Annotated in this window: 14 protein-coding genes and 1 pseudogene; 6 read left to right on the top strand and 9 right to left on the bottom strand. The window is 70.4% G+C overall.

Annotated features, from left to right (window positions below; translation table 11 throughout):
- Positions 1-33 precede the first annotated feature (33 nt).
- Positions 34-618 (top strand): annotated as a pseudogene (locus FKR81_RS45240) (NAD-dependent epimerase/dehydratase family protein); the annotation flags it as partial.
- A gap of 55 nt (positions 619-673) precedes the next feature.
- On the opposite strand, the gene FKR81_RS44445 reads toward FKR81_RS45240, so the two are convergent.
- The 7 genes from FKR81_RS44445 to FKR81_RS28935 form a co-directional block, all read right to left on the bottom strand.
- Positions 674-1,597, bottom strand: a complete 924-nt coding sequence (locus FKR81_RS44445; RefSeq protein ID WP_146356519.1) for an ABC transporter permease — start codon at positions 1,595-1,597, stop codon at positions 674-676.
- Entirely contained in the window at positions 1,594-2,391 is a 798-nt protein-coding gene (locus tag FKR81_RS28960) for an ATP-binding cassette domain-containing protein (protein WP_146356517.1), read from the bottom strand. Before FKR81_RS28960 ends, FKR81_RS44445 begins: the two co-directional genes overlap by 4 nt.
- Positions 2,392-2,937, bottom strand: coding sequence for a hypothetical protein (locus FKR81_RS28955; protein ID WP_146356515.1), 546 nt, complete (start codon positions 2,935-2,937; stop codon positions 2,392-2,394).
- Positions 2,934-3,812, bottom strand: coding sequence for an ABC transporter permease subunit (locus tag FKR81_RS28950; protein ID WP_146356513.1), 879 nt, complete (start codon positions 3,810-3,812; stop codon positions 2,934-2,936). The genes FKR81_RS28955 and FKR81_RS28950 overlap by 4 nt, the downstream gene beginning before the upstream one ends.
- Positions 3,809-4,606, bottom strand: coding sequence for an ABC transporter ATP-binding protein (locus FKR81_RS28945; RefSeq protein ID WP_146356511.1), 798 nt, complete (start codon positions 4,604-4,606; stop codon positions 3,809-3,811). The genes FKR81_RS28950 and FKR81_RS28945 overlap by 4 nt, the downstream gene beginning before the upstream one ends.
- Positions 4,607-4,639: 33 nt before the next feature.
- A complete protein-coding gene (locus FKR81_RS28940; RefSeq protein WP_146356509.1) occupies positions 4,640-5,032 on the bottom strand; it encodes a GntR family transcriptional regulator in 393 nt (130 codons plus the stop codon).
- 87 nt (positions 5,033-5,119) lie between these two features.
- A complete protein-coding gene (locus FKR81_RS28935) occupies positions 5,120-5,887 on the bottom strand; it encodes a GGDEF domain-containing protein (protein ID WP_222598435.1) in 768 nt (255 codons plus the stop codon).
- Positions 5,888-6,029: 142 nt separating this feature from the next.
- On the opposite strand from FKR81_RS28935, the gene FKR81_RS28930 reads away from it, so the two are divergent.
- The 4 genes from FKR81_RS28930 to FKR81_RS28915 all read left to right on the top strand — a co-directional run bounded on the left by FKR81_RS28930 (position 6,030) and on the right by FKR81_RS28915 (position 10,741).
- Complete coding sequence (locus FKR81_RS28930) at positions 6,030-8,234, top strand: sigma-70 family RNA polymerase sigma factor (RefSeq protein WP_222598434.1); 2,205 nt, start codon at positions 6,030-6,032, stop codon at positions 8,232-8,234.
- A 33-nt stretch (positions 8,235-8,267) separates the two neighbouring features.
- Positions 8,268-8,867 (top strand): GtrA family protein, encoded by a 600-nt coding sequence (locus FKR81_RS28925; protein WP_186763227.1) that lies wholly within the window; start codon positions 8,268-8,270, stop codon positions 8,865-8,867.
- A complete protein-coding gene (locus FKR81_RS28920) occupies positions 8,797-9,333 on the top strand; it encodes a GtrA family protein (RefSeq protein WP_146356507.1) in 537 nt (178 codons plus the stop codon). The genes FKR81_RS28925 and FKR81_RS28920 overlap by 71 nt, the downstream gene beginning before the upstream one ends.
- A gap of 319 nt (positions 9,334-9,652) precedes the next feature.
- The gene (locus FKR81_RS28915; protein ID WP_146356505.1) at positions 9,653-10,741 is read left to right on the top strand and encodes a hypothetical protein; all 1,089 of its coding nucleotides are present in this window, start codon (positions 9,653-9,655) and stop codon (positions 10,739-10,741) included.
- Here the strand turns inward: FKR81_RS28915 and FKR81_RS28910 are convergent.
- Positions 10,738-12,012: an ATP-binding protein gene (locus tag FKR81_RS28910; RefSeq protein ID WP_146356503.1), complete on the bottom strand. Its 1,275-nt coding sequence runs from the start codon at positions 12,010-12,012 to the stop codon at positions 10,738-10,740. The two genes, FKR81_RS28915 and FKR81_RS28910, sit on opposite strands and share 4 nt — an antisense overlap.
- 1 nt (position 12,013) lies before the next feature.
- A complete protein-coding gene (locus FKR81_RS28905; protein ID WP_146356502.1) occupies positions 12,014-12,688 on the bottom strand; it encodes a response regulator transcription factor in 675 nt (224 codons plus the stop codon).
- A 32-nt stretch (positions 12,689-12,720) separates the two neighbouring features.
- Between FKR81_RS28905 and hisN the strand changes: the two genes are divergently transcribed.
- Positions 12,721-13,500, top strand: coding sequence for a histidinol-phosphatase (gene hisN, locus FKR81_RS28900; protein WP_146356500.1), 780 nt, complete (start codon positions 12,721-12,723; stop codon positions 13,498-13,500).
- Positions 13,501-13,503: the final 3 nt, after the last annotated feature.

Here is a 13,503-nt window from a genome sequence, read left to right as displayed (position 1 = left end):
GTTGGCCGAGACGAAGAACAACAGGCTGGACGCATGACACGAATCGCACTGACCGGCGCGACCGGGCGGGTCGGCAGCAGGCTGCTGCCGCGGCTCCTGGCCAGGGGGTACGAGGTGACCGCGCTGGTCCGCACCGGAACGGTCCCCGGCGCCACGGTCGTCAACGGCGACCTGAACGACGACAACGCGCTCAAGGAGCTCGTCCACGGAGCGGACGCCGTGCTGCACCTCGCCGCCGGCCTCCGCACGGACACCGACCACGAGGCGACCAACGTCGGCGGCACCAGGAAGCTCGTGGAGGCGGCGAGGGAGGTACCCAGGTTCGTCCACGTCAGCACGAACCTGGTGTACCCGGAAGGACTCGGCCGTCCGTCCACTGAGGACGATCCGGCGGAACCTCCCGTGCAGTGGGGCGAGTACGCGAGAACCAAGGCGCTGGGTGAGAAGGCGACGAACGGGACGATCGTGCGGCTCGCGTTCGTCTACGGCGACGGCGACCCGCACCTGCGCGAGGCGCTGCGGTGGGCGAGCACCTGGCCCGCCCACCACCGGCTGCACCTGATCCACCACGCGGACGTCGCGCAGGCGTTGTTCCTCGCGCTCGACGCGCCGCACACCGGGATCTACAACGCCGCCGACGACAGTCCGATGACGGCCGCGGAACTGCACCAGATCAACGGGGTTCCTCTTCCGGCCGAACCGACGCAGCATCCGGATCCGTGGCACGGGATCGTGTCGACGAACCGGATCCAGCGGGAACTGGGGTTCCGGCCGCGCTTCCCGTCGGCCTGGAGCGCGTACCACGCCGGAGCGCTCTGAACGCCACGAACAGCAGCAGGGCGGCCAGCACCACGAAGATCGCGAACTCGATCAGCTGGAACGTGACCAAGCGGGAACCTGGCTGGTAGTCGACGAAGTGCCCGATCTGACCGTTCGCCTTGAGGCACGTGTCGTCGCCGTTGCACTGCAGCGGTGGCGGCATCGGGTCACCGTTGCGGTCGGCGTAGCCGCTGTCGATCCAGAGGCCGTCGCGCGGCAGCTGCGGCACGTAGTCGACGCCAGGCGGCGGGTCGGGGCGCCAGGTGTGGACCGGAGGAAGGTAGTGCTCGCGCCCCCAGCGCGCGAGCACCACCCTGGTCACCGTGAACACGAAGAGCGACAACCCCATCGCGACCAGAGTCCGCCTGGTCAGCGCACTTGCCGCGAGCCCGAGCGCGAAACCGAACCAGGCGTAGCCGAGCAACGGGAACAGCCCCAGCTCGAAGCTGTCCCACGGGTACCTCGAGGTCGTGGTCCCCAGGCCGGCCAGCCACAGCACCACCGCGAACAACGTCAGCGCGGCCCCCAGCGCGAGCACCTTGCCCGCCAGCCACCGCCCCTGGCTGACGTCCTGCGACCACGCGAAGACGTGCGTGCGCTCCTCGTACTCCCGCGCGAGCAGCGGCGCGCCCCAGAACACCGCGGCGATCGCACCGAAGGCCCCGTAGGAGATGTAGTCCGGCATCCTCGGCAGCACGCGGACGAGCGCCATCAGCGCGACGGCCAGCGCCGTGCCCGCCACGAGCCAGCGGTGCTGGCGGTAGGTCACCCAGATCATTCGGCCACCTCCAGGTGAGCCAGTACGAGGTCTTCCAGCGACACGGGACGCGAAACCCACGGCTCCGCAACGGAAACAGGTGACGGCGTGCGCACCAGGAACTGCGACTGCGCGGCCGTGTGCCGCGCGAGCACGACGTCACCGGGCCCAGGCGCCGCGGTGGACACCGGCCCCACGTACGAGACGTGCGACCCGAGCAGGTCGTCCACCTCACCCGAGACGAGCAGCTCCCCCTGCGCCAGCAACAACAACCGGTCGGCGACACCGGACAGCTCCGACACCACGTGCGTCGACAGCACCAGAGTCGTGCCCTCGTCGGCCACGAAACCGAGCAGAGCGGCGGTGACCTCCTTGCGCACCAGCGGATCCAGCTCGGACAGCGGCTCGTCGAGCAGCAGCACATCCGGCCGGGAACCCAGAGCCACGGCGAACGAGATGTGCGCTCGTTGGCCTCCGGACAACCTGCCGGACGCGCGCTTCAACGGAACCCCGAACCGCGAGAGCCACCCGACCGCCCGCTCCTGGTCCCACACCTTGTTGGTGTGCTTGCCGAAGCTCAGCGCGTCCGTCGCGGTGAAGTGCTTGTACAGCGGCTTGTCCTGCGCGACGAACGCCACGCGCCCGTCGGCGCGCACCTGGCCGGAGTCAGCGGAGAGCAGACCGGCCAGCAACGACAGCAGCGTCGTCTTGCCCGCGCCGTTCGCACCGACCAGCGCGGTCACGCTCCCGGACGGCAACTCGAACGAGCAGTCGCGCAACACCCATTTCGACACACCTTCGACGTGAATCCCCATTCACGCCACCCCCATCCGAAAGGCGTTCGTCCGCCACGAGAGCAGCACGAACGCGACCGGGATCAACACGGCGCCGAACACTCCACAAAGGACGCTCGACTCGAACAGCCACACGCTGGTCTCACCGGCGAACAGCCAGCGCACCAGCACGTACCCGACCAGCGTGAACGCGATCGCGGGCACCGTCCGCCGCGTCACGAAGCCCGCTACGACACCGAGCGCGAACCCGAACAGCGTGAAGCCGATCTGCCGCACGTCGAGCAACGCGGCCAGCACCACGGCCGCGGATCCCAGCAGGCCGCACTTCACGGCCAGCCACCGCGCGGGCGAGACGTCCTGGCCCCACGCCACGAGGTACGTGCGCTCCTCGAACTCCCGCGCGACCAGCGGCGCACCCCAGAACACCGCCACCACAGCACCGAACGCGTTGCGGAACGCCCAGTCGATCAGATCCGGTGAGAACAGCACCACGACCAGGACGAGCACCGTCGTCCAGCTCACCACCGCGCGGTGCTGGCGCCAGGTGACCCACAGCAGCCCGGTCACGCGGCGATCCTCCGATGCGATCGCGACGGCCGCCATCCCCTGCGCAGCCGCAGAAAAGCGAGGAAGAACAGCCCGGCGGCGAACGCCGTGAACGCGAAGAACTCGGCGACCTGGAAGCCGGGCAGGCGGTCGATCGGCTGGAAGTCGACGAAGCTGTGCGCGCCGCCGTGCGTCCGGATGCAGTTCTGCGGGTTCACGAACGCCGTGCACTCGGACGGCATGCCCATCACGTGACCGTCGCCGTCCAGGTACCCGGTCTCGACGATCTGCACGCCTTCCGGCAGCTGCCTGGCCTCACCCACCTCTGACAACACGCGCTCGGTCGGCAGGTAGTGGTCGCGGGCGCCGAGCGACATCACCATCCGGACGGCGACGTACAGCGCGAGCGTCAGCCCCATCGAGGTCAGCGTGTGCCGCACGAGCGCGCTCATCAGCACGCCGGCGGCGAGCCCGAAGAGCACGTACCCGGCCTGCACCAGCGGGCTCACCTCGAACACGTCCCACGACACGTCCTGGTGGCCGCGGTACCCGTCACCGAGGCCGATCGGCACGGCCAGCAGCACCGCGACGAGCCCCAGCAGCGCGACCTTGCCCGCGAGCCACCGCTCCGGCGAGACGTCCTGGCCCCACGCGACGAGGTACGTGCGCTCCTCGAACTCGCGGGCGACCAGCGGTGCGCCCCAGAACATCCCGACCAGACCACCGAACGCCGTCTGCACCAGCTGCGCGTAGAAGCCGGACAGCGGAACGGCATCGCCCGGCGTGTTCGCGAGGTCCAGCTCGATCAGCAGCCACGACGCGAGCAGCACGACCACCGCGGTCGAGCACAGCACCCACCGGTGCTGACGCCACGTCAGCCACAACAGGCCTCTCACGCCACGGCCTCCAGGTGCGCGACGACCAGCTCCTCGAGCGTGACCGGGCGCGCCGACCACGGCTCCTCGGCGACCGCTTCCCCTTGGCAGCGCACGAGAAACGTCGACTGGCGGTCGTAGTGCCTCGCCAGCACGACGTCACCGCGCACCGGAGGCTGGTCGGCCGCCGGACCGGTGATCTCCACGTGCTGGCCGAGCAGTTCGTCGGTGTCGCCGTCGACGATCAGCTTCCCGTTCGACAGCAACAACAACCGGTCGGCGACACCACCCAGCTCGGCGACCACGTGCGTCGAGTACAGCAGCGTCATCCCTGTGTCCGCGACCTCCGCGAGCAGGTCGCGCACCACCCTGCGGCGCGCCAGCGGGTCCAGTTCGGACAGCGGCTCGTCGAGCAGCAGCACGTCCGGCCGCGAGCCGAGCGCCAGCGCGAACGCGACGTGCGCGCGTTGCCCGGCGGAGAGCTCACCGCAGCGCCGCTTCAGCGGCACCTTGTAGCGGTGCAGCCAGCTGTGCGCCTTGTACTCGTCCCACACCTTGTTCATGTGACCGCCGAACCGGAGCACGTCCAGCGGCGTGAAACCCTTGTACATCGGCTTGTCCTGCGCCACGAACGCCACCCGCCCGGCGACCGCGACGTGACCCGAGTCCGCGGTCAGGTGGCCCGCCAGCACGTTCAGCAGGGTGGTCTTGCCCGCACCGTTGGCACCGACCAGCGCGGTGACCCCGCCGCCGGGCAGCTCGAACGTGCAGTTCCGGAGCACCCGCTTCGACACGCCAGCGACTCGCACGGTCATGCCGCAGCTCCTGTCCAACTACCAAGGACAGCTTCAGCCAGCACCGTCATCGGATCCCCCGCTCAGCACCGCGCGCACCAGCGCGTCGATGTCCTCGTCCTCCAACCCGGCGGAGCGCGCCTCGCGCACCCAGGCCGCGAACTTCGCCCGGAGGTCGTCCAGCGCTTCGGGCGCGGCGGAACCCAGCGACGACTTCACGTAGGTGCCGGAGCCCTGGCGCGCCTCGACGAGGCCGGCCAGCTCCAGTTCGCGATAGGCCTTGAGCACGGTGTTCGCGTTCACGCCGCTGGTCGCGACGACGTCGCGGACGGTCGGCAACCGATCGCCCGGCTGGAGCCACCCCAGGCGCAGCGCCTCCCTGACCTGCCTGCCCAACTGCAGGTAGGCCGGTAGGCCGCTGGCCCGGTCGACCCTGAACTCGACCACCACGTGCTCCCCAGATTGTTCTAGTGAACTAGAACAATAGAACACTTCCGGTGGGGACGGGAAGAGTTCGGACGCGGGACAGGGGAGTCAGCGTCCGAGAGCGGTGATGAGCGTGCAGGCTTCCGCGTGCGTGGCGGGCAGCCGTTCGATCCAGACGTCGGCCGGTCCGGTCGGGCGGACGTGCGGGTCGACGGCCAGGCTGTCGGCGGCGAGAACCCGCAGGTTGGAGATCTGTCTGGCGAGCACGTCGTCGCGTCTGGTGAGCACGGCGGCGACACCGGGACCGATGGTCGCGAGCGTCTCGCCACCGTCGAAGACCGTGCGCATGGCGTCCGAGAGGAGCGTCATCGCGACCACGCGGGACCAGCCGGTCGCCTGCGACAGGTCGAGCCGCAGCAGCACCAGCAGGTAGACCGCCGAGGGAACGGACAGCTCGCGGTACACCTCGCCGAGCCGGGTCCGCAGGTACGCCGCCGTGGCGAGACCGGTGAGCGGGTCCTCCGACGCGCAGCTGCCGACCTGCTTGGTGATGACGTCCGCCCAGCCGAGCGCGGTCATCCGCAGCATCCGCGCGGGCAACGCGTCGACATCAGCGCCCACCATCGCCGTGCCCTCGGTCAGCACCGCGTGCAACGCCGCGAGGTCCAGCAACGTCTCGCTGAGCCCGGCTCCGGCCTCGGCGCGAGCCCTCCCGAGCCGGACGAGCGCGTCACCGGGGTCGGCGGCGCCGAGCATCACAGCGCACACCTCGTCCACCTCGGCGAGCTGCCAGTCGGCCGGAAACGCCCATCCCGCTGCCATCGTGGCGGTCCGCCACCTGGACCTCAGCAGGCGTTCCTCCTGTGCAACACCCACCCGGACACCTCTTCCTTCCCGGTCGCATCCAGCAAGGAGACGCGGGCGCTCCACGTTCGTGACGCAATCCGGTCGGGGGGTTCGACGTGACTGTGTGCGATGCCGTACGTCACACTGAGCCCCGCGAGGAGGGACACAAGACTTGGCGACCGTTCCTGCAGACGTCCAAGGGCCCAGCGACGCGGAGCTGATCGAGTCCGTGCGCGGCGGGACGATCGACGCGTACGGCCAGCTGTACGAACGGCACGTCGCTGCGGCCTACAACCTCGCCCGCCAACTGGCCCGCTCGACCGCCGAGGCGGACGACCTGGTGTCGGACGCGTTCGCCAAGGTGCTGGACACGCTGCGTGCCGGTCGCGGCCCCGACTCGGCGTTCCGCGCCTACCTGCTGACCGCGCTGCGGCACACCGCGTACGACAAGACGCGCAGGGACAAGAAGCTCGACCTCACCGAGGACATGACGGACGTCGCGCCGCCGGTCCAGTTCAGCGACACCGCCGTGGCCGGGCTCGAGCGCTCGCTCGCCGCACGGGCGTTCGCCGCGCTGCCGGAGCGCTGGCAGATGGTCCTCTGGCACACCGAGATCGAGGGCCAGTCGCCCGCCGAGGTGGCGCCGCTGCTCGGGCTCACCGCGAACGGCGTGTCCGCGCTGGCCTACCGCGCCCGTGAGGGCCTGCGGCAGCAGTACCTCCAGATGCACCTCGCCCAGGTCACGGCGGAACGCTGCAAGGCGACCGTCGACCGGCTCGGCGCGTGGACGCGGGCCGGGCTGTCCAAGCGGGAGACGTCGCAGGTCGAGGCGCACCTCGACGAGTGCGGGCAGTGCCGTGCGCTGGCCGCCGAGCTGGCGGACGTCAACGGCGCGCTGCGGGGCTTCGTCGCTCCGCTGGTGCTCGGTGCCGGTGCCACGGGCTACATCGCGCTCGCCGGGACGGCCACGACCGTCACCGGTGTCGCGGCGGCCGGCGCTGGTGCGGCGGGTGCCGCCAGTGCGTTGCCGCGTCAGCTGGCCGGTGTCGGTGCCTCCACGGCCGCGCTGGCCGCGGCCGTCGCGATCACGCTGGCCTCGGGCGGGCCCGCGCCGGTCATCCCGTCGGTGCAGGCGCAGACGCCGCCCGCGGTGACCCAGCCGTCGCCCGTCCAGCCACCGGTGCAGCCGCCGCAGCCCCAGCCGCCGACACCACAGCCTCCTCAGCCGACGGTGCCGTCGCCTCCCGCCCCGGTTCCGCCGCAGCCGGCTCCCGCGCCGCCCGCTCCGTCACCACAGCCGCAGCCTCAGCCGACGCCGCCCTCGCTCGTGCCGACCGTGCCGAGCGGCTTCTCGCTGACGCCCGGTGAGGCCGCGAAGGACCTGCCGATCACGGTGCGCAACAGCGGCCAGACGGCCGCGCCGCCGGCGAGCGTGACGCTGAACCTGCCGCCCGGTGTGCAGTCGGTCGGCGGGGCCGTGTCGTTCGCATCGGCCCGGCTGGTGCAGGTCGACGGGGCCGCGGACCAGAGCGTCACGTGCCCGGCGGGCACCGGGACGCTCACCTGCACATCTGTCGGGGCGCTGGCGCCCGGCGGGTCGGCGACGTTCGTGTTCCGGCTGCGCGCGACACCCGACGCCACCGGTGGCGTGATCACCGGCACCGTCAACGCGGGCACGTCGCTGTCGGTGAACATCAACGTCGCCGTCGAGGTGCAGCCGGTCAAGGACGACATCGAGCTGACCGTGTCGACGTGGCACCAGGTGCACTGGGACCCGCGGGTCGACGTGACCGCCCGCAACCGGGGCCCGCGCGCCGGGACGCTCAAGCTGACCGCGACGTCCACCGAGAACATCGTGATCTTCACGCCGTGCCGCGAGTGCTCACGGGTCGGCAAGAACATCATCCAGTGCCTCGACGAGCTGGAGCCCGGCGAGCGGTTCCGGATGTCGTTCTGGGCGTTCGGGCTGCCGCACCGCGGCGGGACCGTGACCGTGACGGCGACGCTCGGCAACGCGACCAAGACGGTCACCGTGCCGATCAAGCCGCACCCGTGGGAGCCGGTCGACCCACCCGTCGACCCACCCGTGGACCCGACGTCCAGCGTGCCGCCGACCACTACGACCACGACCACACCGCCCAAGCAGACGACCACGACCACTGAGCCCGCCAAGCCGGCGCCTCCGGTCGTGGCACCTGTCGTGCCACCTGTCGTGCCGCCGACGCTCGTGCCGCCTCAGCCCACGGTGCCACCGACGACACCCGCACCGACCACGCCTTCGGAGCCGTCGCTGCCGCCGTGCCTGCCCGCGCCGCCGTGGCGTCCGCCGCTCATCCCCGACCTGCTGCCCTGGCCGTGCCTGCCACCCCACCAATGAGGCCTCGGCGGTGATCCGTAAGCTGCCCCGGTGCTGCCAGTCGTCCGCCGTGCCCTGAGCCGCTTCCCGGAACCCGTTCAGTTCCTGCTCAACTCCCACCGCGAGCTCATCAGATTCGCTCTGGTCGGTGGCACGACGTGCCTCATCGACAACGGCATCTGGTACGGGCTGAAGCTGACGATCCTGTCCGACAAGGTCGTCACCGCGAAGGCCATCGGCGTGCTGGTCGCGATCATCGTGTCGTACGTGATGTCGCGCGAGTGGTCGTTCCACACGCGCGGCGGGCGTGAGCGACACCACGAGGCCGCGTTGTTCTTCCTCGTGAGCGGCATCGGCGTCGCGATCAACCTGCTGCCGCTGTACGCGTCGCGACACCTGTTCGGCCTGCAGACGCCCCTGGTCAGCCCGCTGGTCGAGGAGATCGCGGACTTCGCGAGCGGCTCGGTGATCGGCATGCTGCTGGCGACGGGCTTCAAGTTCTGGGCGACTCGGAAGTGGGTCTTCCCGGACGCCGGCGCGCGACCGGATCGGCGCGTTCACCCGATCTCCGTAGACTGCGCGAGTGTCCCTGGGCGAAACAGTGATCTCGCGGTTTCCGGAACCGATCCGGTCGATCGCGCTGAAGCATCGTGAGCTGGTCAAGTTCGCCCTGGTGGGCGGCACCTGCTTCATAATCGACACGGCCGTCTTCATCGGCTTGAAGACGACGGTCCTGGTCGAGAAGCCGGTCACCGCGAAGATCATCGCGACGCTGATCGCCACGATCGTGTCGTACGTGCTGAACCGCGAGTGGTCGTTCCGCACGCGCGGTGGCCGTGAGCGACACCACGAGGCCGCCCTGTTCTTCCTGGTCAACGGCATCGGCATCGTGCTGAACTCGTTGCCGCTGTGGGTGTCGCGGTACGTGTTCGACCTCGAGGAACCCTTTGTCACGCGCGCGGTTCAGGAGATCGCCGACTTCGCCAGCGCGCAGATCATCGGCACGCTGGTCGCGATGGCTTTCCGGTGGTACGGGTACAAGAAGTGGGTCTTCCCCGAGGAGAACGCGCGCGGCAAGGGCCGTCCGCTCGAGGAAGAGGAACAGCTCGGCCACTCCTGAGTGGAAACGCGGAGCGCGACTCTGACGACAGCCCCATGTGACGTCTGCGCGGCGGGATCGCTGTCGACTTCCGATCGGCCAACGCGGGTGCCAGGGCTCGGCTGTGGCCGCTCAGAGGTGCCTCCGCCACGCTGATCCTGACCAGCGCCGGGAGTATCTGGAGTCGGCTCGGAGCGCGCGCCTGGTGGATGCGCGGGGAGTCATGTTCACCCAGGAACTGGTGCAAGAGCTGATCTCTGAGGCTCCGCCTGATGAAGACGCCGCGTGGAAGATCCTTTGCAACGAAGCCATCTTTCCGAACGGCACGTCGTTCAACCGCATGAGGTTCGGGGACGGCAGCAGCTTCGAGCGAGCGGAGTTCGGCGACCACCTGGTCTTCGGAACGGTCCGGTTCGAAGGCAGCGTCGCGCTGAGAGACGCGACATTCGGCGTGCGCGCAACGCTGGACATCCTCTGCCGGGATCGAGCTGACTTCACACGCGCCAGCTTCGGGCCGCTCGTCGAGATCCAGTTTGTGGGCCCGAAGTTGCACCTGCAGGGTGTTGACTTCTCCGAAGGCGGCAGCGTCCGGGTGTTGGGCGCGGCGGTGAACCTCAGCGAGGCGAAGTTCGACGCACCGTTCCTGGTCACCTCCCGCCACCCTGACCTCACCGGTTTCACAGAGGCGACCAGCGAGCCGCGCGTGTTGTCGCTCGACGAAGCCAACGTCGGCAACCTCGTGCTCGAGCAGGTGGATCTGAGCAGGTGCGAGTTCGGGCGTGCGCACAACCTCGATGAACTGCGGATCGGCCGAAGCGACCAGTTCCTGCTGCCACCGCGGAAACGGCGCAGAGTCCTGTACGAGGAATACCGCTGGGAGACCAGAGGCACCACGGACATCGACCAGAAGAGGCGCGACGCACGGCAGATCGAACGGATCTACCGGTCGCTGCGCAAAGGTTTCGAGGACCGCAAGAACGCTCCCGGAGCCGCCGACTTCTACTACGGCGAGATGGAGATGCGCAGACGCGGCACGGAGTCCAAGGCCGAGCGGTACCTCCTCTACTGGTACTGGCTGCTCGCCGGCTACGGCCTGCGCGCCTGGCGGGCGCTGACCACCCTGGCCGTGGTGTTCCTGACGGCAACGCTGCTGTTCGGCACCGTCGGGTTCGCCAGTACGACGACAACCGAGTACGTCCCGACCAACACTTCGCCGCCGACATACGTGCCGCACACCGTGCAGGGCCCGAAGCCCGGCTGGTCCGAAGCGGTCTACACGGCGGCGCAGAGCTCGATGTCGCTCGTCAGACCCGCCACGAACCTCCCGCTGACATCGGCCGGACGAGTCACGGACATGGTGCTGCGGATCATCTGCCCGCTGCTGCTGGCGCTGGCCCTGCTGGCGATCCGGGCGCGCGTGAAGCGCTAACGCGGGGTTGCGCGCGAGCGCCACGAGACGCCGACGACGTCCTCCGCCTTGGGCACGGGCAGGAAGACGGCGAACGTCGCGGGCCGGGCGGTCGACAGCTCCAGGCGGCCGCCGTCCGCGTCCACGAGTGCACGCGCCAGCGCGAGGCCGACACCGGTAGAGCCGCCGCCGGAGACGCCGCGTTCGAAGATGTGGGCGGCGAGCTCGTCGGGTACGCCGGTGCCGCCGTCGCTGACCTCGACGACGACGGTGCCCTCTTCACCGCGCGCGGAGACCACGACCTGGCCCTCGCCGTGGCGCAGGGCGTTGTCGAGCAGCACGCCGATCGCCTCGCGCAGGCGGGCGGGTGTGGCGCGCACCATCAGGCCCTCGGGGACGCGCACCCGCAGGCTGCGGCCCTGACCGCGCAGCGGCTCGCGCCACTCCTCCGAGATCGCGCTGAGCGCCCCGTTCAGGTCGACCGGCTCGGCGCCGACGGCGCGCGCGGCTCGGGCGGCTGCCAGGAGTTCGTCGAGCACGGCGTTGAGGCGTTCGGCCTGTTCCAGTGCGGCGCCCGCCTCGGCGGCGGTTTCGGGTTCGGGGTGGTCGGCCAGAGCTTCCAGGCGGAGTTGCAGCGCGGTCATGCGCGAGCGGAGCTGGTGTGACACGTCGCCGACGAGGTCGCGTTCGCGTTGTACGAGGCGGGCCAGTGCGGTGGCGGAGGTGTCCAGCGCTTCCAGCACCAGGTCCAGTTCGGACACGCCGTGTCTGGTCTCCTCGGCGCGGAAGTCGCCCGCGCCCAGCCTCGCCGCGCGGGCTGCGACATCGCGCAGCGGGCGGGACAGCTTCTGCGCGGTCACCGTCGCGACGATCGTGCCGGTGGCGACGGACACCACCAGCAGCAGGACCACCAGCAGCGCGACCTGTGCCTGCGACGTGCGCATCGGGCCGGACGGGACCTCGAGCCGGACGTTGCCCTGCTGCGCGATCGACAGGTCGACCACGAGCACCGCGTCGCCCAGTTCGGGGCCGATGCTCTGGGTGCCCGCGGCGGACTGCACGGTCAGCCTGCCCTCCTCGGGCACGACGATGCGCACGGCTTCGAGGTCGATGCGCTGGCCGTTGGCGATCTGGTCGTCGAGTGCGGTCGCGATGCGCTGGGCGCGGCTGAGCAGGTCGCCGCGGGCGTTGTCCTCGACGAGCTGCAGCGCCGAGTAGCCGAGCGGGAGGCCCAGCACGAAGGACGTGACGGCGACGGCGAGCAGGATGGCTCGCAGGATTCGGCGGCGCACGTCAGTCCGAGTTGAAGCGGAAGCCCTTGCCGCGGACGGTCGCGATGCGCCGTTCCGCGGAGTTGGGCGTGCCGTCGCCGAGTTTCCGGCGCAACCAGGACATGTGCATGTCCAGCGTCTTGCTGCCCTTCAGGTCCGGGTCGTTCCATACCTCGGAGAGGATCTCGTCGCGGTTCACGACCTGACCCGCGCGCTGGATGAGCACGCGCAACAGCTCGAACTCCTTGTTCGCGAGCTGCACCTCGCGGCCCTCGACGGTGACGCGGCGGGCTGCCAGGTCCATGCGCACGCCGTTGACCTCCAGCGTGCCGGGGGCGCGGCGGCGCAGCAGGGCGCGGATGCGGGCCATCAGCTCGGCGAGCCGGAACGGCTTGGCGACGTAGTCGTCCGCGCCCGCGTCGAGTCCCACGACGAAGTCGACCTCGTCCGCGCGCGCGGTGAGCATCAGCACCGGGATGCCGCGCCCGCCCGCGCGGAGTCTGCGGCACACCTCGAGGCCGTCCATCCCCGGCAGGCCGAGGTCCAGCACCAGCAGGTCGACTCCCCCGGCCGCCGCGGCATCCAGCGCACTCGGGCCGTCGCCGACGACCTGCACCGAGTAGCCCTCCCGTTGCAGGGCACGCGACAGCGGATCCGCGATCGCCGGGTCGTCCTCGGCCAGCAACACCACGCTCACGGCACTCAGCGTAGGCGTGCAACGATCTCGCCGTGTCAACCCACGGTGCTGATCTCGAACTCGCCCTGCGACTGGCCGACGCCGCGGACGCGATCACCGCGACCCGCTTCCGCGCCCACGACCTCTCGGTGTCGAAGAAACCGGACCGCACACCGGTGACCGACGCCGACATGGCCGTCGAGGACGCCGTGCGGGAACTGCTGGCCGAGGCCCGTCCCGCCGACTCGATCGTGGGCGAGGAGCGCGGCGGCACCGCGTCCGGGCGCGCGTGGGTGATCGACCCGATCGACGGCACCAAGAACTTCCTGCGCGGCGTGCCCGTGTGGGCGACGCTGATCGCGCTCGTGGTGGACGGCACGCCCGTCGTGGGTGTCGTCAGCGCGCCCGCTCTCGCGCGGCGCTGGTGGGCCTCCGCCGGTGCCGGTGCGTTCATGTCGGACTCGTCCGGTGAGCGCCCGATCTCGGTGTCCGGGGTGTCGTCCCTCGAGGACGCCTACCTGTCCACGACGCACCTGGGTTCGTGGGTGGAGCACCACTCGCGCGAGTCGTACCTGCGGCTCGTCGACGCGTGCTGGGAGAACCGGGCGTTCGGCGACTTCTACCAGCACTGCCTGGTCGCCGAGGGCGCCATCGACATCGCCGCCGAGGCGATCGTGAACCCGTGGGACGTCGCGCCGTTCCAGGTGCTGGTGACAGAGGCGGGCGGCACGTTCACCGACCTGGCCGGCGTGGCCGCGTACGACCGGGGCAGCGTGCTGACGTCGAACGGCTTGATCCATTCGGCCGCGCTGGAACTGCTCGAACTGTCGTAGTGC

It is taken from the genome of Lentzea tibetensis (assembly GCF_007845675.1).
Lineage (GTDB): Bacteria > Actinomycetota > Actinomycetes > Mycobacteriales > Pseudonocardiaceae > Lentzea > Lentzea tibetensis.
This window is presented reverse-complemented; position numbering and strand designations above follow the sequence as displayed.